Raw genomic sequence first — 21,226 nt, 5'->3', positions numbered from 1 at the left:
GCTGTCTACTCTTATTCTGCCGGAGGGGATTCCTCCCCTTCTCCACCTTCCGCATTCTCTTCTCCACCCTCTGAGACTGGAGCCAGAAAGGCATTGATCACAGGCATAACTTCTTTATCAAGATAGATATCCATATCCTTCATAAATATCTCCTTAATTGCAGCAAGATCATTGGAAACATCAGTCTCCTCATCCATGTTCCCGGATTGCAGGATACTTGCCAGCTCCTTAACAATGGCACACAGGTCATCACCAATGTTCTCTTTGATTTTGGGCAGTATAAGTCCCAGTTGAATACGGAAGGCAATATCTTCGGACATTTCTCTTTCCTTTCAGTTATACAGCATTGGGCTGTTCGCCATAAGAAACAAAGACAGCTATGGCCATTTATCCACAGCAATTATTAACCCGGTCAGATGGAGGTTAAGATCCTGGGTCATTCCCGGTTTGACTTTGACAGGAATCCACACCCGATTTACAGAATCTTCATACCTGTTGAACTGAGCCAGAATTCCCAGAAAATGACTTTGGGGCTGAATCACAAAACTCATTTTTTTTGTCTCTCCCGGGAGGATGGGAAATGGTTTTTCTTCCAGAACCAACTGGTCACCCAGAGCCTGAGCCGTATTATTTTTGTAGAGATCCAAAAACCTGGCCTGCTGGAAGCGCAGGTAATCAGACAGCTGGTAAACACGAACAAAAACAGGATTACTTATTGAATCCCGAGTTGGATTCACCGCAGAACTGGCTTTAACAACGAGACACACCACGGCTGATTTTGGCGTGCTGTTGCAACCCACCAGAAAAGAAAAAAGCAGCAAATATCCGGCTGCCCCCATTGTTCGAACCAGTATTATTCTCAGGGCCAGAGCTCTGAACATCATGAATTCCGGTTATTCTTGATAACTTACCCAACCATGACCGTGGGCCACCCCATCACAATAGCTCCACCGTGTGCTCCCATATCTCCCAGCCTTATAGCCGGGAGTTTGTTAATAAAAACAGTCATGCTGCCCATAGGCGCGGTATCCGGTGGCCCAACACACACACCAGGCTGCCCCATACCGGCACTGGGAAGTTTTCCTATAAGAACGGTTGAAGGCAGCGGCAGCAGAGGACCACCAACATGGGGAATAGGTACCGGGCCTGGAGTAACCATAGGGCATACGTGCATATCTCCGGCTCTGGCAGCGGGCATAGGCATAACAACAATATCCTGGCTGATTTAGCTGGGAATCAGAGTAGCCTACTGCCCGGGCAATGCACGCCGGAACAGGACGCTGTTCACTATTAGTGAGTACAGTCGTCATGAGTGTAACCGCCTAGTCCAGTCGTCCCCAGGAGGAATCAGCTTCGGCCAGCGGTTGTGAAGACGAGAAAGGTTCCATCCGGAGCAGGGCTTTTTCAATAAACAACGCAAAGCGTTTATCCTGGTATGCGGCCTCATCAGCATAAACAGCCAGCAGCAGTGAGCCGCTTAGGGCATGCCCAAGCATAAATGGCTGAGCTTCTACAACAGCAGCTCCGGGGGGGGTCAGGCTGCCACCGCTCCAGAACACCGCCTGGGACAGCCAGGAGACCGGGGAGTCGACGCCATGGGTATCCAGGCTGTTCTCATGTATCCTCCTGTTCTCATCCGTTGGTTGATCCAGCCAGGTTCTGATTTTGCCCAGAAGCACTGCTTCCGCCTCGCTCAGCTGATCCTGCAGGGCCTTCAGGCACTCCCAGCCCCAATCTATCGCATCCGGATTGACAAACAGGTGGGCAAATACATCAATGCAATCCCGAAACAACTGGTTCTCACGCAGCGTGTGGATAAACAATGCAGAATCCCCCTTTGGCTTCCCGCCCCATTCATCTCCCTCAAGAAGCGCCCTGGCCTCATCACTCAACTGGCACTCTTCGGCAATATCCAGAATATTGTCCGTTTTTAATTTCCCCATATGAAGACATCCGGTCAGCTTTAGTGACAGAGAAAGTTAGACAAGAGTGACAAGGCTTCAAGCCGGTTTAAGAATATCTGTTGAGGAAAGGCCGGATTGGTCTAATCTGTCACGGCCTGATTAATACAGGTTTTGCCCCATGCTATCGACCGTACCAATCTGGGAAAAAACTTACCACACGGCGTTCAGTTGCAGTTTTCTGCTACTTCTGACGGGCCTTTTTATGGCTTTTTCTACCTATGGGGATATAACCGAAACAGAAAAGATGCTTATGGTGAAGGCCCGGTCTGAACAAATTTCCACCATCAGCCAAGGCAGTAAATCTCTTTCTTACGCAGAATTTTATCAGAATTGTCAAAAGCTCTACACGCTGCTTTTAAGCCAGGGCATCAGGCCCGGTGAATATATCGTTATGCTGGACGACAGTTCCCTGATGTCTCTGCTGGTACACATAACAGCACGTATGGCAGAGCACCCACTGGTTCCTCTTTCCCCGGACACTCCCACTGATGATATTCACCAGCAACTTGAATATATCAAAAAGTTATCAGGGAAAGCTGTTCGTGTTGTTTTTCTGAATCCCCAACACTTTCATCACTCATCAGAAGAACTGGCAGAAAGTCTGAAGGGGGTTACAAATGTTATTTTAACCGGAACCCCGGATTCAGCGCCGCAACTGGTATCAAGCCTGCAGACAAAGGGAATAAAGGTTATTCAGGATGGATGGTTCTCCATGAAGGCTATACGCACAGCTAAAATCAAAGATTTTCCTGATGCCAGAAATGATGAAGACACCCTGATCAGAATGTACCTGACAAAAAGCAGGGAAGGAAAGATTACCGGTGTTCCATACACATTGAAAATGCTGAAGAGAAATCTTGAGCTGCTGCGTTTTCAATTGAAAGATCCGGCCCTTCTGAATGAAGATAACCCAAGTGTTTATGTCCCCCTCATTCCCCTTCACGATCCTCTGGGCTGGCACCTGATTTTCCAGGCTGTCCATATTGGTTTACCCATCAGACTGCCCCTCTCCGGGGATACACATAATCTTTCTGAGGAGATTCTATCAATCCTGAAACAGAACCAAGGCCAGTCCCTGAGACAGGCCGATACAACCCTGCACATCTCTGTACAGGATCTGCAGACCGTTACAGACACAATCTGTCAGACTCAGACAAGCCTGCCCCCCATAAAAGTGATTACCTCAGGCACATTGAGTCAGTTGCCTCCAAGTAAACAACAAAGACTAAAATGCCATAGTGAAAATATTCCCCTCTATAGTCTGACCAGTGAATTCCCCCTGGGCTTTCTGCTTTGGCGCACGCCGGCTGAATTTAACGAACCACAGGAATTTATGGGAAAGACAAACACTGTACCTGGCAATAAAATAATCATCAAAACTGTCGGAGAAGAAGATCAAACAATCCCTTCCGGTATAACTGGCCGTTTCGCTATTAAAACGGATAGACAAATTCCTAATTACCTCGGTCAACAGCCTCATGACAATCCACTTAGAAATGGTTTTATCCACACCCAGGCAGAAGGCTTTCTGCACGGGACAAGCCTGATGCTCAGCCAACGGTACCTTCAATATCTTCACTCAATGGCTGAGCAACAACATTCTGAGCCAATGGAACTGGCCACCCCAACCATACCCCCACAGTTGCCCGCAACGGTAAAACCTGACTAAGCCATAGCGGAAAGGAGAAAGGAAAGTGGGATCCCCCAAAAAAGGCTCCTGTGACGCGGCAGGTAAACTGGCCCAAAAAGCTGCTAAGGATATAGATGCCAACTTTTATACACTCTCAGCGGAGATGTGCTGGACTGCGGTGGTTAGGTGTGCCAAGTTAGCCGGAGTGATTAACGAAGCACGTCTTAAATACCTGCTTTCAGGGATGGATGGCTACCACAGCCACAAGATTATTGGCATTTATGACCACACAGTGGGAAGTCAACAGGATATGCTCGAACTTCCTGCTGGGCATATTCTCGGTTTTTTTGTCTATGAAGAAACATCATGGCGCCTTGCCCATGTGATGCTGTCTGTGGGCAAAGGAAAAGCCGCCGGTAATAAAAATGACTGCATTGGTATAGGGTTGCCCGTCAGCTGGGAAATTCTGGATCTTGCCAACAGTGTGACCTGGGCACATGACGTCAGCGGGCCTGAAGGGGTACCGGGCGGTTATATTAATCAGGTTGTCGGATATACACGACATGTCTACGTACGCAGCCGTGAAGTTACCCGCCTGAAAACCGTGCTTTAAAAGACTGTTCATAATCTTCTCAATAGTAAACCAAGAAGGATACGAACCTCTCCAACCCGTTTTCTTAAATAAACAGCCTCTTAGTTCTTATGGTTATTACAGCTTAACCGCACTAGACATCATGTTTTGACCTGCCCTTGCTCAACACGATGACTTGCGCTAAAACTCCGCCAAACCCTTCTTAAACAAGGCACTTCATCATGTTCAATACGCGTGGCAACCGTCCTCCGGTCGGCGACCTGCGGACCGAGTATCGTACCTTTAAGATGAATTCGCTGACGCCACACATCGGGGCGGAAGTGCTTGGCATAAATTTGGCGGAGCCGTTGTCCAACGAGCAGGCTCAGGATATCAATGACGCCTGGTTGAACTGGAAGGTTCTGGTGTTCCGCAACCAGCACCTTGACCGCGAACAGCATAAGGCATTTGCACGTCACTTCGGTTCGTTGCACACCCATCCGATGCAGCACACCTTCGATGGAGACCCGGAGGTTCTAACGGTCAAGACCACCGCCGACTCCCCGTACACAGCGGGCGATGGCTGGCACACCGACGTGACCTGCGATGAGATACCGCCGCTCGGCTCCATGCTGTACGTCACCGAGACCCCGGCGGTCTCAGGAGGCGGCGACACACTTTTTGCCGATATGTATCTGGCCTATGAGCTGCTGTCCGAACCGATGCGCGGTTTTTTAGACGGCCAGACCGCAGTCCACGATGGTGCCAACCCCTACATTGGTTCCTACAAGTCCGTGCCCCCGAAGGGAGGTTACCCACGCAACGAACACCCAGTGGTGATCCGTCATCCCGAGACCGGTCGCAAGTTACTCTACGTCAACAGCGGCTTCACCTCGCACATCGTCGGGTTGAACCGTGCGGAGAGCGCAGCCTTGCTCGACATGCTGTATCGTCACATCGAATCCACGCCTCACCTCTGGTGCCGGGTACATTGGGAGCCCAACACACTTGTCTTCTGGGACAACCGCTGTACCCAGCACCACGCCATTTGGGATTACTACCCACATAGCCGTTATGGCGAGCGGGTGTCTGTGGTGGGGGGTACACGGCCCGCGAGATAACCAACAGCCCCCCATAAAAGGCAGGCGTTCACCAGGCTAAAGTCACTGAATGCCTGCTTTCGCAGGCATGACGGCGATACAGCACTTTAATACTTCAGCCAAATCGGCATAACTTGCTGAATGTATTCCATAAACTTAGCTATACCAACATTCATCTCCTGATAACCGAATGGATCAGTCACCAAGTTAGGAAAGGCAATTCCCACTCCAAATAAACCCGGAGCGATAATGCCATTATACTGGTTGTAAGCTAACGGTTGTTTTATGTTCTCAACTTGTATATCAGTATTAGCAGCGAAACCAATAGCATAGATAGCTCGGCTGCATACATTTAGTTTCTCATTCATCAATTCACTGTCACAACAAACTCTTTCAAGGTTCTCTGGCATTACACCATCCAGGTTATCTCTTGCCCATTGCGCCGCATGACCTTTTAACCCTGTGTTGTCAAACAATACATAGTCATCCATATACACAGCATATTTAAGAGGGTTTCGGTAAAAGTTAATGACTTTATTTACCTTAGTCGTTAATAAATTTTCTAAAGCAACTACGGCAGAATGAGACGAACCAAATACCGCCACAGTTTCATCTTCTAAATCAACTTCTTGAAGTTTTTCATCATTTAACGCAATTTCCAGAGGCGTAACGGGCATCCCTGTGTCCAAATATTTAGGAGTCGAACCTGTTGCCAACACGATTTTTTTTGACGTAATCACATCTCCAGAAACATGAATTTGCCAAGCGCGTTGAGAACGATCAAGCGATCTTACTGATGCTTTAAAGCTGACAATTCTTTGTAACAGATGCCTGGTTATCCACTGTAAAGGCTCAGCGACATAGGAAAGTCTGCAACTACGTTCAGGGTCAAAGTCATGGATCGCAAACCCAGGAGCTTGTTGAAACTGAAAGCTGGAACAGGATGCAAAAAAGCTCATAAAACCTTTCACCTTTGAGTTTCCACGAACTCGATACCACTTGGCCCCTAAGTCACCAACTTCAAAATCTGGATCTATCCAAACAATGTCAGACTGAGGAACCCCCGCATCCAGTAGATTACCGATAACCGCAATGCCCGCAGGTCCAGCTCCCACTACACACCATGAAAAAGGCTGCATAACTACTCCGAAAGCTGATTATTCACTTTATATTAGAGCTAATAAGATTAATAAAGATTTTCAGATCAGTTTCCCGAAATAACCGCCTCTCTATATGCTCTGGGTACAGTATGCTCTGGATACAATGGCCCCCACAGCAAAAACATGAACAATTTTGTACAGATGTACATCAATGATAAGGTACAAATCGACCTGCAAATCCGCCAAATTATTCAAAAACGTCTATTTTTTTGCCATGCTGCAGGGAGTGGCAGAACCTTCAGGCTTTTTTTCAATAAAATGCAGGTTGGGATTTCCTTCTTTGAGCTTCTGCCAGGCTTCGGCGGATTCGTCCTGGACTTGTCGGGGTGTTATGTTTTTTATCCTGTGTTGAACACCAAAGATAATGTTCAGGTCAAAATCAACATGAACAATGAATTCTTCTTTCAATGCACCCTCTGCGGTTGATTTTACACACAGACCATCAAAACAACCAAAAAGGACTATATCTTTAATTTTCATCGTTCTTATGTAATCACCAAGTTTGCCTTCTATTGTTTCCTCTAAACCTTTGTATCCTGCAGTGTCAGCCTTTTCACTGAAGGCATCATCAAAGTCTTTAAGGAATTGTTTGTATAACTCTTTTCTGTGCAGTGCGGCAGATAATTTTGGAATACCCAGTGTCTCATCATGCATCATGCTTATTGCATCGTTATATCTCACATCAATGAAAACTACATCTGGATTATTGGCAAAATGCTCCAGTAATTTTCTTTGCTCTGTGATAATTTTGCTGTTACCTCGTAAAGCGTAGTCTTCCCTGAATGCTTGCTGCATATCAATGACCAGTATGGCAACCCTTTTACTTTGCCCCAGCAGCTGTTCAATATAATAAACTGTGTCTAAATACCCACTCTTTAATACAGGTGAAAGTAAAAGTAACAGGGTAAGGAGAAGTATCACTCTTTTTTCCATGATGCTGTCCTCCAGCTCAGACCTGCAAGACTGCAAGATAGCTGACAATCGACATGGAAATGCGCTTTCTCTCAAACGGTGCCTCAAGTAATTGATCAGAATTCGTAAGCAAATTCTTAGGCACGAGATTTTTTGCTCGCCAGCGCGAGTCAGATGCTAAAAAGCCCCGAAGCACAAAGGCTGCGGGGCTTTTTCTTAACAGGAAGAATTACTTCTTCTTATTACGCTTACGCTCTACCTCGGTGAGGTACTTCTTACGCAGGCGAATATGGTTGGGGGTGATCTCAACCAGTTCATCATCATCAATAAATTCCAGGGCCTGTTCCAGGGTATGACGGATAGGCGGAGTCAGGATGATGTTTTCGTCGGTACCAGCGGCACGAACGTTGGTGAGCTGCTTACCCTTGGTCGGGTTCACCATGAGGTCGTTGTCACGGATATGCAGACCGATAATCTGGCCTTCATAAACGTCCACGTTCGGGTCGATGAACATACGACCACGGCTCTGCAGGTTGAACAGGGAGTAACCCAGCACCTTGCCTTTCACCATGGAAACCAGAACACCGTTGTTACGGCTGCCGACTTCACCTTCTTTCACAGGACCATAGTGGTCAAAGATAGAGGTCAGGATACCGGAACCGGAAGTCAGGGTCAGGAACAGGGAGCGGAAGCCAATCAGGCCACGGGACGGCATGATAAAGTCCAGGCGAACACGTCCTTTACCATCGGGAACCATATCTTTCAGCTCGGCCTTACGCAGACCCAGCTCTTCCATGATGGAACCCTGATGCTCTTCTTCCACATCAACCACAACCTGCTCGTAAGGCTCTTCCTTCACGCCGTTGTTGTCACGGATAACAACTTCAGGGCGGGATACAGCCAGTTCGAAACCTTCACGACGCATGGTTTCAATCAGAACAGACAGGTGCAGTTCGCCACGACCAGCCACTTTGAACTTGTCCGCATCGTCACCCTGCTCAACACGCAGTGCTACGTTGTGGATAAGCTCACGATCCAGGCGGTCTTTAATATTCCGGGACGTTACGAACTTGCCATCCTGGCCACAGAATGGAGAGTCGTTCACCTGGAAGGTCATGGATACCGTCGGTTCATCAACCGTCAGGGCAGGCAGGGCTTCAACACTGGACGGATCACAGAGTGTGTCGGAAATGTTCAGGCCTTCAATACCGGTAATACAGATAATGTCACCGGCACGGGCATCTTCCGTTTCAACCCGTTCCAGGCCCAGATGGCCCATGACCTTCTGGATTTTTGCATTACGCTCTTCACCATGCATGTCGATCAGGCGAACAGGGGTACCTGGCTTAATATGGCCACGCTTAACCCGGCCAACACCGATAACACCAACATAGCTGTTGTAGTCCAGGGCAGAAATCTGCATCTGGAAGGGGCCATCAACGTCAACATCAGGAGCCGGTACATTTTTGGTGATCATTTCGAACAGCGGCGTCATATCTTCCGCCAGCTCGTCGGGCTCCATACCAGCCACGCCATTCAGGGCGGAAGCGTAGATAACCGGGAAGTCCAGCTGTTCATCTGTGGCGCCAAGGTTGTCAAACAAGTCAAAAACCTGGTCCATAACCCAGTCTGGGCGTGCACCGGGACGGTCAACCTTGTTGATAACAACAATAGGACGCAGACCCTGCTCAAAAGCCTTGGAAGTTACAAAACGGGTTTGAGGCATGGGGCCGTCAACCGCGTCTACCAGCAGCAGTACAGAATCCACCATCGAGAGAACCCGCTCAACCTCACCACCGAAATCCGCGTGTCCGGGAGTGTCCACAATATTAATGTGGTAATCATTCCAGTTAATGGCCGTATTTTTGGCCAGAATGGTAATGCCGCGCTCTTTCTCCTGGTCATTGGAGTCCATGATACGCTCCGTACCCTGATCCTTGCGGCCAAGAGTACCGGACTGCTGAAGCAGCTTATCGACCAGTGTTGTTTTGCCGTGGTCAACGTGCGCGATAATCGCTACGTTCCGCAGCTTTTCAATAACAGCCTCGCTCACAGGGAAGGTGCCTCTTTTACTCTGAACCGGTTTATTTACCAGCCAGGATATTTTCCAGTTTCTGCCGGAATCCCTTTCGGGTACCGGCCATATTGTTATAGCTTTCTGCCAGAATAGCTGTTGAATCTCCCAACAGCGCTATATCATCCCGATATCTGGCCATATGACGGAAATTCCGTAAACGGCTGCTGTCACCCAGGGCGTACCTGTAACAGCGCATATCAGAGATATCTATCAATCCCAGTCGTCCATCGGGCATTTTTAATATATTGCCCAGATGAAGTGACCGAAAATAAACGCCGGACCGATGCAGCCAGGCGATAAAACGCCCCAGCTCCCGGGCCAGCTGCTGCCGCTCCAGGGATTCCCGCCCTTTCAGCCATTCCCTCAGGGTATCGCCAGTAAGGGGCCGGTAATGAACGGCAGTGCGTTCTACCGATGGAATTTTGTAAACCGACAGGATTTCAACCGTAGGAATACCCCGCTTAATCAAAGCCTGGGCATTCTGGGCAAAGCGTGCAGAGTAAGGACGGATAACATCGGACGTCAGCCATCTTTTACGGCGGAAAAGCTTCAGGAAATTGCCATCCTTCAGCCTGATGACCTTGTCACCAAAACCATCGGCCTCTATGACATACCCGCCATCCCGCAGTCTGTTGTAATCTGTTGCCGTGAGAGTCCGCATGCCCGTCTTCAGATAATGTCTATGTCGGTGGCAAAGGCGGGCATTCTACCTGTGCCCCTTCTTCAGGGAAAGACAGACGTAATATTTTTGTTGCGATGACAAACAAGAACCGATAAAAGCGTCTGGAAAACGAAAGGGAGGGTCTGCTTTCTGGCTTCTGGCTTCTGGCTGCAACAGGTGCTTGAATCCAGCTTCAACTGTCAAAACCGGGCCTTTGAGTAAGCCTGTAAACAATAACCCTGTCATGGTATCAACTACTGATTGATAGTGGAGGCCGCAGCCGGGGTGCAGCAGGCCGTCTGCGACCAATCCCCACGAAAAGAGAGAGCAACCAGAAGAGCTATAGACTCTGCCTGACCAGCTCATAATGCCTGCAGTGCCTGTGTACTACAGGCTGTATCCTTCAATAAAAGACCAATTTCTGCGAATTCTCGGGACTGTATGTTATTATTACAGGCTTCACTCAACTTGCACCATCGTTCAAGACCATCCAATATTCCAGCGGGTCCAATGTATGACAGACCAAACCCACCCCGATGAAAACGGGCTGGCCGTTTACCTGCGCCTTCTGGGCTATGTCCGCCCTTACGGGCAATTCTTTGCCCTGAGTATCCTGGGTTATCTCTGCTTTGCCCTCAGCCAGCCCATGTTTCCCAAGCTGGTTGATTACTTCACTACAGCCCTGATTGGCGACACCCATGAGTCCGTTGAGGTCTGGGGCTTTGGTATGGTTTCTCCCTCAGCTCTGGTAACCCTTGTCCCCCTGATTATGGTATTTATTGCTGTATTCCGGGGTATTGGCTCATTTATGGGCAACTACTTTATTGCCCGGGTCTCTCTGGGAGTTGTCCATGACCTGCGTACCCACCTGTTTAAGAGTATGCTGGTGCTGCCCAATAAGTTCTTTGACAATAATAACTCCGGCCACCTGATTTCAAGAATTACCTACAACGTGGGTGGTGTCACCACAGCAGCTACCGACGCTATCAAGGTTCTGGTACGGGAAGGGCTGACAGTTATCGCCGTTCTGAGCTATCTGCTTTACACCAACTGGCAGCTGACACTGCTGTTTATTGCCATTATGCCCGTCATAGCGGGGGTCGTGGCCTTTACCAGTAAACGCTTTAAAAAGCTGAGTAAAAAGATTCAAAATACTATGGGTGATGTCACACATATCGCCTCTGAATCTATTACCAGCCATCAAGTCGTGCGCAGTTTTGGCGGAGAAAACTATGAAAAAGACCGTTTTCTCCATGCCAGTATGGATAACACCAGAAAAGGCCTGAAAATGGTTAAGGTGGGGGCCATTATGACGCCGACCCTGCAGCTGATTATTCTCTGCGCCATGGCAGCCCTGATGTATGCAGTGCTCTACCTGCAAAGCTCCGGAGCCACAGCCAATACTCCCGGTGAGCTTGTGGGTTTCCTTACCGCTGCGGGCCTGCTGCCCAAACCCCTGCGCCAACTGAGCGAGGTTATTCCCAATATCCAGAAAGGTATTGTCGCCGCCTACTCGGTTTTTGAGCTGGTCGATGAGGAGCCTGAGAAAGATGAGGGTAGCCTGCAGGTAGAACGAGTTTCCGGAGCGTTAGAAGTCAAAGACCTCTGTTTCACCTATCCCAATGCCGACCGCCCGGCCCTGAAGAACATCAGTTTTACCGCAAAACCCGGTGAAACCATTGCTCTGGTGGGTCGTTCCGGCAGTGGTAAAACCACCCTGGCGAGCCTTCTGCCCCGTTTTTACAACCATAATCAGGGCGATATTCTGCTTGACGGTGTTCCCATCCAGGATTACCAGCTACGGAATCTGCGCAAGCAGATCGCTCTGGTCACCCAGCAGGTATCCCTGTTTAACGACACCGTAGCCAATAATATTGCCTATGGTGATCTGCGGGATATGGAAGAGGAGGATATCCGCCTGGCGGCCAGAGCGGCCCACGCCATGGAGTTTATCGAGAATATGCCCGATGGCCTCCATACTCTGGTGGGCGAGAATGGTGTCCTGCTGTCCGGCGGCCAGCGCCAGCGTCTGGCCATTGCCCGGGCGATTCTCAAGGATGCTCCTTTGCTGATTCTGGACGAAGCCACCTCCGCCCTGGATACAGAGTCGGAACGTCATATTCAGGCGGCTCTGAATAATATTATGAAGAACCGCACAACCCTGGTTATTGCCCACCGTTTATCCACTATTGAGAATGCTGACCGTATTCTGGTGATGGACAGGGGACAGATTATCGAATCCGGTACCCACAGCGAACTGCTGGCGCAGGAAGGCGCTTATTTTCGCCTGCACCAGATGCAGTTTCAGGAACAGGAAGACGCCATGGATATCACCAATATCACTCCCCCGGATGCCGCTGTGGGTGCAGGAACAGAGACCAGCGTATGAAACTGACCCTTCCCCGTTTTGACCAGGCCCGGGTGGTGGTTGCCGGCGACGTGATGCTTGACCGTTACTGGCACGGCCCGACCCGTCGCATATCCCCGGAAGCGCCGGTTCCGGTTGTACGGGTCACATCCATGGAAGACCGTCCCGGCGGTGCCGGTAACGTAGCCCTGAACATTACCTCCCTTGGAGCTCCTGTCTGGCTGTTGGGAGCTACCGGAAACGATGAAGCTGCGGACAGCCTGAAGACTTCCCTGAACAGCGCCGGTGTCAGCTGCAATTTTATTCGCCATAAAGACGTGCCAACAATTACCAAACTCCGCATTATCAGCCAGCACCAGCAGCTGATGCGTCTGGATTTTGAAGAACCTTTCGTACCCGAGTTTGAACAGAATATTGCTGAAGAACTGCCAACGCTGCTTCTCAGCGCTGATGCCCTGGTGCTGTCCGATTATGGCAAAGGCACCCTGAACGATATTCAGGCCCTGGTAAAAATGGCACGGGATTTCGGGATTCCGGTTCTCGCTGACCCAAAAGGCTCTGATTTTGAAAAATATCGCGGTGCTACTGTTATCACGCCGAACCTGAGCGAGTTTGAAGCTATTGTTGGCCCCTGCCCCGATGAAAAGACTCTGGTCGAAAAAGGTCAGCAACTCCGCAAAAATCTGGAGCTGGATGCCCTGCTGATTACCCGCAGCGAACATGGCATGACCCTGCTCCGTGACGATGAGGATGAACTGCACTTCCCGGCCCAGGCCAGGGAGGTTTTTGATGTGACCGGCGCTGGCGATACCGTTATCGGTACTTTGGCCGCGGCCCTTGCCAGTGGCATGTCACTGCCCGAAGCCACCGCCCTCGCTAATATCGCTGCCGGGATTGTTGTCGGCAAACTTGGTACAGCCACGGTCAGCATGCCTGAACTTCGTCGTGCAGCCAGCTCGATTCAGGGTGTTGAACGGGGTGTAATGACCAGGGAGCAACTGGCCACAGTCATTGAAGAAGCCAAAGCCCAGGGTGAGAAAATCGTCTTTACCAATGGCTGCTTTGATATTCTTCATGCCGGTCATGTGGGTTATCTGGAGCAGGCCCGCAGGCAGGGTGACAGATTGATTCTTGCGATAAACGACGATGCTTCAGTCACCCGCCTGAAAGGTGAAGGTCGCCCCATTAATCCGGTGGAACGCCGTATGGCTGTCCTTGCTGGTCTGGAGGCTGTGGACTGGGTTGTTCCCTTCCATGAGGACACTCCCGAAGCACTGCTGGAGCTCCTGCACCCGGATGTGCTGGTAAAAGGGGGAGACTACTCTGTGGAACAGGTGGTAGGAGCGCCTATCGTACATGGCTATGGCGGTGAAGTGGCCGTCCTGGAATTCCTGGATGACTGCTCAACAACAGCTATTGTCCATAAAATTCAGAAGCAACACGAAACTGCCTCCTGATAGATTCAGCTTTGTCGAAGATTCAGCTAAAAGTTGAACCTTCAACAAAAATCACGACAAAAATCAGGCAGCCCCGAATTCCTTCTCAAGATACTCAATAATCGCGCCGGATTCATACATCCAGATATCATCTCCTTCCGGCTGGGAAATTCTCAAACATGGTACCTGCACCTTTCCACCATTGGCCATTAATTCATTTCTGAACGTCTCATTACCACTGGCATCCCGATATTCAATATTCAAGTTCAGGCGATGTATGGCTCTGCGGGTTTTTATGCAGAACGGGCAGCCAAAGAACTGGTAGAGGGACATATTGGACGTGGCCTTATCGGCCCAGATCTGGGCTTCAGAAGCCCGCTTTAAACGACGACCACGTGTTATCAGGTCCACTCCAGCAATCATATAACCAAGGCCATTACGGACAATTTTCAGCAACATCTTTTTTTCCTGCTCTTGTTCGACAACACTCTTTTCAGACTGTTTTTGTAGGGGTGTTTTTTGTAGGGGTGTTTTTTGTAGGGATGGTTTTTGTAGGGATGGTTTTTGTAGGGATGGTTTGCCCGGACAAACACAATGGCCGGGCCGGGCAGTACACACATTACATAAGAGAAGTGATTTCGAGTCAGCATACCTGCTACTGACTCTCCCGAGATGAGCTCTCGTGAGACTTTCTGTATTCTTCCTTAAGCTCTTTTCTTAATACCTTGCCCACAGGTGTCACCGGCAGTTCACTTCTGAACACAATCTGCTTGGGAATCTTGTAATTCGTCAGATGTTCACGGCACCATTGCAACAGTTCTTCTTCCGTCAGCGAAGTATTGGCCGGTATTACATAGAGCCTTGGGGTTTCACCGGTTTTTATATCCGGCACCCCGATACAGGCACAGTTGATAACTCCCGGATGGCCAGAGACAACACTCTCTATTTCATTGGGATACACATTAAAGCCAGAGACCAGAATCATATCCTTGATACGGTCGACAATGCGGATAAAACCATCGTCTTCTACAACGGCAATATCGCCGGTTTTCAGCCAGCCCTGCTCATCCAGAACCTCCTCTGTGGCCTCGGCCCGCCGCCAGTACCCTTTCATAACCTGGGGGCCTTTTATGCACAGTTCTCCGGGTTCCCCCTGTGGCAGTTCATTACCCTCAGCATCAATAATTTTCACCTCCGTTGATGGCACAGGCATACCAGCCGTACCAGGGCGAGAGGCTTCCCCAAGGGGGTTAACACTTACTACCGGGGAACATTCCGTAAGGCCATAACCTTCCGATACACGACAGCCTGTGACGTCCTCCCAGCGTTTGGCAACATCTTCCTGCAAGGCTGTTCCGCCGGACAATGTCACTTTCAGGGAAGAGAAATCCATATGGCTGAATCTGGGATGCCCCATAAGGGCAACAAACAGAGTGTTCAGGCCCGAGAAAACCGTAAACTTCCAGGGCATTATTGTTTTGACAAACTGGTCAATATCCCTGGGGTTGGCAATCAGAATACTGTGCTGTCCGGTGTGGGGGTAATACATCAGGTTCACGATAAAAGCGTAGATGTGGTAAAGCGGCAGCGGCGCGATGGAGATTTCCTCGCCAGGCTTAAGCCAGGGTTCTCCATTCTCCCTTACCTGCCCGAAAGTTGCGTCAACCTGGGCAACGTTCCCCAACAGATTGCCATGGGTCAGCATTGCGCCCTTGGCTACGCCCGTTGTTCCTCCCGTGTACTGCAGCATGGCGATATCATTAGCGCTCCGTACCGGTCGGCGGAATTCTGAAGCTCTGGCTCCTTCTGCAAGAACCTTTCGAAAAGGCACGGCTTTGGGAAGATTAAAAGGCGGCACCATTTTCTTAACGTGACGCACAACACTATTAACCAGCCACCGCTTTGGCGCTGGCAGCATATCTGCGAAAGACGTACAAATCAGCTGTTCCACCGGAGTATCCGCGATCACTTTCTCAATGGTGTGGCCAAAATTTTCCAGAAACAGCAGCGCCCTCGCTCCTGAGTCATTGAGCTGGTGATTCACTTCCCGGGCGGTATACAGGGGATTTACGTTCACAATCACCATACCGGCCCGAAGAACGCCAAATACCGCTATAGGATATTGCAGAAGATTAGGTAGCTGGATGGCGACCCTGTCTCCGGACTTAAGTCCGGTATGGTTCTGCAGCCATGTAGCAAAACAGGCACTGTACTTATCTATCTCTTGATAGGTGAGGGTATGACCAATACCAGTGAAAGCCGGCCGGTCTGCAAAGCGGGTAAAAGCATCTTCAATAAGCTCAATAAGAGAGTTGAAATCCAGCTGTGGCGCATGAGCCGGTACGCCATCAGGTCTTTTACCATCCCAGAACTCAGGTTCCATAGCCGCACCTCTTTATTAATCAGTTGTTATTTTTATCAGACAATTATTACCTTGCCAGGCTCGCAGTAGCAATCTCCGTTTACAACTAGCTGAAAACATTAACGCTTACGATGTTGCGCTATGCATCCCACACGCGGATATCTATTCTTTATCACACCATCCGGGAATAGATATAAGCAAGATCAAGGTGCAGATAAAATAAGCAAGTAAAAATAATTTTCGCCCGGCCTTTACAGATGCGGGTTCATGGGGCAATCTGCACTTGTCTCGTCAATATCGGCATTAACGAAGTTGGACATAGATTACCGCTTAGTCGCCTGTCAGGATCGTTTCCGGCAGGTATCCCACCGCATTAACATTCAACAGCTGGTTGAAGATTTTAATCGTCTCCGTCAGTCAGCCAGTTTTCAGGGAATAAAAGCCCGTTCAGAAACTATCAGCTATATCACCAGACACTTGGATATTCTTTCCGTTGTAGAAGATCTCGACAGCGAACTGGAGGAATCCCGCAACCTGCTGTCAGGGCTGGTCAATGAACTGTATGACCTGAAGCACGCGCCTGCCCTGGTCAACTAGTTCATGTTATTCAAGGCTGATATCCAGCATCAATTCCGATGACAGGGCTTCTATTTTGGCCCGAACCTGCTCCACATTGACTCCGGACGGCGCACGCAGATGAGCCTGAATAGATTGGAGGGGATCGCCGCTGCACGGCGCTGGAAGTGTATCCGTATGCAGCTCGCTGATTCTTATATGCTGGGCCGCCAGCAGCCGGGAAACATCGGCAACCAGCTCCGGGGCATCATCCGCAATCAGGTTTAACAGCAGGTGTCGTTCCTTCGCCGGGGTGGTGACCGTTTCCACCTGATCAATACGAACTTCCACACCCTCACTGGCAAACCCGTTAAGCGTATCTGACAGAGCTTCCGTCTTTTCAGCGGCTATAGAGATAAAGAGAATACTGGCAAACCGCCCAGCCATATGAGCTGTACGGCTGCCCACCCAGCGCCCCTGGAAACGGGCAATCACCTGGGTCAGTTCCTGCTCCATACCGGGAAGGTCAGGACCAGTGACTGTAATAACAAGATGGCGGGTCATCCGTCAGCACCTGGCAACATTTGCTCAATAGTATGGACGGAACAGCGATAGGAAAGGGACTTTATTTCAGACCGTTCAGCTCAATGATGATGCTACTGTTGTTTACTTCCAGGTAAGCCGGTCCACCAGGCGTGCCTTGAATTTCAGACGGGAAGTTTTCCGTGTTGGGTAAAACAAACCTCAGACTTGTGGGTGCGCTTTGCAACCTGACGCTGTCTGGAGAAGTCGCATTAATTGATGGAGGAACAACATCAATCGTGTAGGAACCATTCTGACCTGTTCCGGAGAAATTAGCCGGCAGATTGGCAATGGCATTATTGCTGCCAGCCACATATCCCTGTTCCTGCATACCTTTTATCAGGCGCTCCTGAAAAGTTGGCTGAGGCTTTTCCGGAGTATAAAACTGCGCATTCAGGTTCTCATTCAATTCGTGGGACTGTGCAGTACTTGTGGTCTGACGCTGAATACCCCCAATAACGGCAGCATCAGTTTCCTGAGTATAACTGTCAAGCGCCGGAGCCACAGTCACGGTACTGCCAATGTAGATATCTTCCATCTGGGCCCCCTCAAGGGGCTTCACCTCACCATGCACGGCCCCTGCAACCAGCAAAGCTCCGGCCATCGAAGACAAACCCTGTTTATATAAATTCCTGTTCATGATGAGATTCCCACAGATTCCTTTCTTTTCAGAATAGCGGCCTGCCCTTTTTCCGGGTGTCAGGAAAATGCCGGGACATTTACCAAAGGTTCATTATAATACCCGCCCCATTCCCCTACATTCCCTGTCACCTGGCGGCCCGTCACAGTTTTCGGGGCGAAATCAGCTCCATAGGCAGCTCTGGGACAATTATCCAGATGGAACCATAAATCATGACTCTATCGACCCTGCGTCTGAAAAAAAATACCGACAGGCGCCTGAAAGCGGGCCATCTGTGGATCTACAGCAATGAGGTTGATACCGCCCAGACGCCCCTTTCCGACTTCCAGCCCGGCCAGCAGGCTGTTATCAAGGCATCTTCCGGGAAAGAACTGGGTATCGCCTATATCAACCCGAATACCCTGATATGCGGCCGACTGATCAGCCGGAACACCAAGCATCCCCTGTCTTCATCCCTGCTGGTGCATCGCCTGAAAATCGCCCTCAGCCTGCGGGAACGGCTGTTCAGCGAACCCTGCTACCGCCTTGTGTACGGGGACAGTGACAACCTGCCAGGCTTGGTCGTTGACCGTTTCCATGACTACCTGGTGGTGCAGATAGGCACTGTTGGCATGGAGGTTATGCGGGATGAGATTATTGAGGCTCTGGTGAAGGTACTGAAGCCCGCCGGTATTCTGTTCCGCAACCAGGGCGGTGTTCGTTCCCTGGAAAGCCTGCCGGAATATATTGAAACGGCTTACGGCGAAGTCCCGGACGAACTCCCCCTGATAGAGAACGGTACCCAGTTCCTGGCTCCTGTAGTGGAAGGCCAGAAAACCGGTTGGTTCTATGATCACCGTCCGGCCCGGGCTTACCTGAATACTATGGCCAAAGGGCAGCGGGTGCTGGATGTATTCAGTTACATCGGCGGGTGGGGTGTACAGGCTGCCAACCATGGTGCCAGTGAAGTGTTCTGTGTCGACAGCTCTGCCCTGGCACTCGAATATGTGCACAAGAACGCCGAACTGAACGGCGTAGGCGACAAGGTCGCCACCTTTGAAGGAGACGCTTTCTCCGCCCTGAAAGAGCTGCACACCGCCCAGGAACGTTTCGATATTGTGGTTATGGACCCACCGGCGTTTATTAAACGCAAGAAAGATATCCGCAATGGTGAACAGGCTTATCGCCGGGTCAATGAAATGGCCATGCGCTTGTTAAACAACGATGGCATTCTGATCAGCGGCTCATGCTCCATGCACCTGCAGCGGGATTCTCTTGTTGATATCCTGCGAGCATCCGCCCGCCATATCGACAGGGAGATTCAACTGTTCGGAGAGTGTCACCAGGGCGCCGATCACCCGATTCATCCGGCTATTCCGGAAACCGCATATATAAAAGCGCTGTTTGGCAGGATACTGCGTGTTTGAGAAACCAGCCTGCACAAATCAAGAGACCCTGCTGTTGCAGGGTCTTTTATCATTTTTACGAACTGTGTCTACCACCATAATTTCAAAGTTAGGCCGTTTGTGGCAGCCCGTCACTTTGAACTTCAAGTTCTGTACCACTCATATCATAAACTTTGCACATGGAAACCTGAGCCCGTCCTTTGATATAAGCACGATCAAGCTTTGGTACACCGAAACTGTAATGCCTGTTTAAACGCCTTGACTCACGACCCAGCTGAAACGCAGCCTGCTCAGCCCGCTGGGCCCACCTGAGACTCTTTACGTAGTCATCATCCATCCGTGACATGACACCAGCGGCATACATGGTCAGAATATCTTCAACACGCTCTTCCATTGCATCTATCACAGATGATTTACCCGCAACCATGAAGTGTGACCTCCCGAACCAGATTTTATAAATATTATGAGTGGACAGACACATGCACTGATTTTTGGTTGATGCACTGTATGTCTGTGTAACTATTTATACCGACAAGTTTCCGTCGGTGCTTGCCTGTAAGTGGACAGTGACTTGACCCTCAGTCTACTCACTGGTCAAATAGGAGAATGAACGGAAATATCGATATTCGTTCGCCCATCAGTCGTATTCTGACAGGATGTGGCCACGGGAGTTCAGTGGCCAGAAAGTATGTCACCGATACACAGAGCGGCACAAGCCTGCCTGTGTAGTCAATGACTGCAGTCTTCCCCTGGGAATCTGGAGACACTGATGTTTAAAACCATGGACACGGAAAGCCATCCCAACCGGAACGCTCTGGACATCTGGAGGCAAATCCTCAGCCACCTGCAGCCGTTTTCTCCTGAATATCTTCCCGATAAAGATCCAAAACAGTTTCATGGAAGACTGCGCCTCGCTCATTTAGGCGATATGCGTATCAGCCTGCTCCATGCCACAGAACACTGTCTGAGAGATCGCCCGCCCGTCATTTCGGGCAAACCCCGCCGGGAATATGTACTGATTATGGCCATGAGCGGCGAAATTTCCGTGCGTCAGGATTCTGTCAGTACAACCCTGAACCGCAACCAGACGCTGCTGATAAATATCAGCCACCCGGTAGAAACCGTTTATCTCTCACCCGCCAGTTGCCTGCAGATTATGATTCCGGAAGAACGATTGAAACATATCTATAAGCTTTTGCCGGAGAAAACCCCCGTGACTATCGACTGCCAGTCCGGGTTGGGCACGATTCTCCGCAATCAGACACTGGCCATGATTAGCGGTCTCGGAGAGATTACCTGCGATAAGATTTCCCATGCACTGGGCGAACAATTGATCAGTCTGCTTGCCCTGACCCTCAACCATGCAGCGATTCAAACCGAGCAGATGAGCCAGGAGCAACAAAGGCTGGACGCTATTCTTTCAGCCATAGACCAGCAACTGGAAAATCCGGATATCAGCACAGAATCCGTAGCAAAAGCGGCCTGTATTTCCCGGGCGTATCTGTTCAAACTGCTGAAACGCCACCAGACCACCTTCCGTACGGAGGTGCTGGTACGCCGGTTAGAACGGGCCAAAGTTCTGCTGAAAGACCCAACCCAGAAGCATGTTCCGGTATCAGACATTGCCTGGCGGCTGGGGTTCAACAGTCACAGCCATTTCAGCCGGACATTTCAAAAGGAAGCGGGCATCTCACCAACGGACTACCGCCGGCAAGACACGCCACCAAAAGAAGAGGACGGACAGAAAAACCTGGAGCTGGATTTCTCCCTGGGAGGAGGCTGGTGAGGCCAGCCTTGTTAACTCCTTCATATAGCCTTTCTGG

General features: G+C 50.0%; 21 protein-coding genes. 8 read left to right on the top strand and 13 right to left on the bottom strand.

Going from position 1 to position 21,226, the window contains the following annotated elements:
- Window positions 1-11: 11 nt before the first annotated feature.
- The 4 genes from ACY2RQ_RS14695 to ACY2RQ_RS14680 form a co-directional block, all read right to left on the bottom strand.
- The gene (locus ACY2RQ_RS14695; protein ID WP_490113736.1) at window positions 12-320 is read right to left on the bottom strand and encodes a hypothetical protein; all 309 of its coding nucleotides are present in this window, start codon (window positions 318-320) and stop codon (window positions 12-14) included.
- A gap of 57 nt (window positions 321-377) precedes the next feature.
- Window positions 378-884, bottom strand: a complete 507-nt coding sequence (tssJ, locus tag ACY2RQ_RS14690) for a type VI secretion system lipoprotein TssJ (RefSeq protein WP_490113735.1) — start codon at window positions 882-884, stop codon at window positions 378-380.
- 23 nt (window positions 885-907) lie between these two features.
- Window positions 908-1,204 carry a PAAR domain-containing protein gene (locus ACY2RQ_RS14685; protein WP_490113734.1) on the bottom strand — a complete coding sequence of 99 codons (297 nt, stop codon included), beginning with the start codon at window positions 1,202-1,204 and terminating at the stop codon, window positions 908-910.
- A 118-nt stretch (window positions 1,205-1,322) separates the two neighbouring features.
- Window positions 1,323-1,943: a DUF6931 family protein gene (locus tag ACY2RQ_RS14680; RefSeq protein ID WP_490113733.1), complete on the bottom strand. Its 621-nt coding sequence runs from the start codon at window positions 1,941-1,943 to the stop codon at window positions 1,323-1,325.
- 223 nt (window positions 1,944-2,166) lie between these two features.
- Between ACY2RQ_RS14680 and ACY2RQ_RS14675 the strand changes: the two genes are divergently transcribed.
- The 3 genes from ACY2RQ_RS14675 to ACY2RQ_RS14665 all read left to right on the top strand — a co-directional run bounded on the left by ACY2RQ_RS14675 (window position 2,167) and on the right by ACY2RQ_RS14665 (window position 5,286).
- Entirely contained in the window at window positions 2,167-3,633 is a 1,467-nt protein-coding gene (locus ACY2RQ_RS14675) for an AMP-binding protein (RefSeq protein ID WP_490113732.1), read from the top strand.
- A gap of 25 nt (window positions 3,634-3,658) precedes the next feature.
- Window positions 3,659-4,207 carry a hypothetical protein gene (locus ACY2RQ_RS14670; RefSeq protein ID WP_490113731.1) on the top strand — a complete coding sequence of 183 codons (549 nt, stop codon included), beginning with the start codon at window positions 3,659-3,661 and terminating at the stop codon, window positions 4,205-4,207.
- A 200-nt stretch (window positions 4,208-4,407) separates the two neighbouring features.
- The gene (locus ACY2RQ_RS14665; protein ID WP_490113730.1) at window positions 4,408-5,286 is read left to right on the top strand and encodes a TauD/TfdA dioxygenase family protein; all 879 of its coding nucleotides are present in this window, start codon (window positions 4,408-4,410) and stop codon (window positions 5,284-5,286) included.
- An 86-nt stretch (window positions 5,287-5,372) separates the two neighbouring features.
- Here ACY2RQ_RS14665 and ACY2RQ_RS14660 read toward each other — a convergent pair whose 3' ends face one another.
- The 4 genes from ACY2RQ_RS14660 to ACY2RQ_RS14645 form a co-directional block, all read right to left on the bottom strand.
- Entirely contained in the window at window positions 5,373-6,404 is a 1,032-nt protein-coding gene (locus tag ACY2RQ_RS14660) for an NAD(P)-binding domain-containing protein (RefSeq protein WP_490113729.1), read from the bottom strand.
- A 222-nt stretch (window positions 6,405-6,626) separates the two neighbouring features.
- The gene (locus tag ACY2RQ_RS14655) at window positions 6,627-7,358 is read right to left on the bottom strand and encodes an isochorismatase family protein (protein ID WP_490113728.1); all 732 of its coding nucleotides are present in this window, start codon (window positions 7,356-7,358) and stop codon (window positions 6,627-6,629) included.
- A 208-nt stretch (window positions 7,359-7,566) separates the two neighbouring features.
- On the bottom strand, window positions 7,567-9,390 hold the full coding sequence (gene typA, locus ACY2RQ_RS14650) for a translational GTPase TypA (RefSeq protein WP_490113727.1): 1,824 nt from the start codon (window positions 9,388-9,390) through the stop codon (window positions 7,567-7,569).
- A gap of 31 nt (window positions 9,391-9,421) precedes the next feature.
- Entirely contained in the window at window positions 9,422-10,075 is a 654-nt protein-coding gene (locus ACY2RQ_RS14645) for a BUD32 family EKC/KEOPS complex subunit (protein WP_490113726.1), read from the bottom strand.
- Window positions 10,076-10,589: 514 nt separating this feature from the next.
- Here ACY2RQ_RS14645 and msbA point away from each other — a divergent pair.
- Complete coding sequence (msbA, locus tag ACY2RQ_RS14640; protein ID WP_490113725.1) at window positions 10,590-12,464, top strand: lipid A export permease/ATP-binding protein MsbA; 1,875 nt, start codon at window positions 10,590-10,592, stop codon at window positions 12,462-12,464.
- A complete protein-coding gene (gene hldE, locus ACY2RQ_RS14635; protein WP_490113724.1) occupies window positions 12,461-13,900 on the top strand; it encodes a bifunctional D-glycero-beta-D-manno-heptose-7-phosphate kinase/D-glycero-beta-D-manno-heptose 1-phosphate adenylyltransferase HldE in 1,440 nt (479 codons plus the stop codon). The genes msbA and hldE overlap by 4 nt, the downstream gene beginning before the upstream one ends.
- Before the next feature lie 63 nt (window positions 13,901-13,963).
- On the opposite strand, the gene ACY2RQ_RS14630 is transcribed toward hldE, so the two are convergent.
- On the bottom strand, window positions 13,964-14,338 hold the full coding sequence (locus tag ACY2RQ_RS14630) for a glutaredoxin family protein (protein ID WP_490113723.1): 375 nt from the start codon (window positions 14,336-14,338) through the stop codon (window positions 13,964-13,966).
- Between the two features lie 196 nt (window positions 14,339-14,534).
- Window positions 14,535-16,262, bottom strand: a complete 1,728-nt coding sequence (locus ACY2RQ_RS14625; protein ID WP_490113722.1) for an AMP-binding protein — start codon at window positions 16,260-16,262, stop codon at window positions 14,535-14,537.
- Between the two features lie 246 nt (window positions 16,263-16,508).
- Between ACY2RQ_RS14625 and ACY2RQ_RS14620 the strand changes: the two genes are divergently transcribed.
- Window positions 16,509-16,838 carry a hypothetical protein gene (locus tag ACY2RQ_RS14620; RefSeq protein WP_490113721.1) on the top strand — a complete coding sequence of 110 codons (330 nt, stop codon included), beginning with the start codon at window positions 16,509-16,511 and terminating at the stop codon, window positions 16,836-16,838.
- Between the two features lie 6 nt (window positions 16,839-16,844).
- Here the strand turns inward: ACY2RQ_RS14620 and ACY2RQ_RS14615 are convergent, their stop codons facing one another.
- Together ACY2RQ_RS14615 and ACY2RQ_RS14610 are read right to left on the bottom strand one after the other, a co-directional pair.
- Window positions 16,845-17,360: a glycine cleavage system transcriptional repressor gene (locus ACY2RQ_RS14615; protein ID WP_490113720.1), complete on the bottom strand. Its 516-nt coding sequence runs from the start codon at window positions 17,358-17,360 to the stop codon at window positions 16,845-16,847.
- Window positions 17,361-17,421: 61 nt separating this feature from the next.
- Complete coding sequence (locus ACY2RQ_RS14610; RefSeq protein WP_490113719.1) at window positions 17,422-18,018, bottom strand: hypothetical protein; 597 nt, start codon at window positions 18,016-18,018, stop codon at window positions 17,422-17,424.
- Window positions 18,019-18,230: 212 nt separating this feature from the next.
- On the opposite strand from ACY2RQ_RS14610, the gene ACY2RQ_RS14605 reads away from it, so the two are divergent.
- Complete coding sequence (locus ACY2RQ_RS14605) at window positions 18,231-19,424, top strand: class I SAM-dependent rRNA methyltransferase (protein WP_490113718.1); 1,194 nt, start codon at window positions 18,231-18,233, stop codon at window positions 19,422-19,424.
- A gap of 88 nt (window positions 19,425-19,512) precedes the next feature.
- Here ACY2RQ_RS14605 and ACY2RQ_RS14600 read toward each other — a convergent pair whose 3' ends face one another.
- Window positions 19,513-19,830 carry a hypothetical protein gene (locus tag ACY2RQ_RS14600; protein WP_490113717.1) on the bottom strand — a complete coding sequence of 106 codons (318 nt, stop codon included), beginning with the start codon at window positions 19,828-19,830 and terminating at the stop codon, window positions 19,513-19,515.
- Window positions 19,831-20,172: 342 nt separating this feature from the next.
- Here ACY2RQ_RS14600 and ACY2RQ_RS14595 point away from each other — a divergent pair, with 342 nt between their 5' ends.
- Entirely contained in the window at window positions 20,173-21,189 is a 1,017-nt protein-coding gene (locus tag ACY2RQ_RS14595; RefSeq protein ID WP_490113716.1) for an AraC family transcriptional regulator, read from the top strand.
- Window positions 21,190-21,226 lie beyond the last annotated feature (37 nt).

The sequence above is a fragment of the Parendozoicomonas sp. 209JJ7-1 genome (assembly GCF_058147085.1).
The sequence above is the reverse complement of the archived record's forward strand: the minus strand, read 5'-3'. Positions and strand labels throughout refer to the sequence as shown.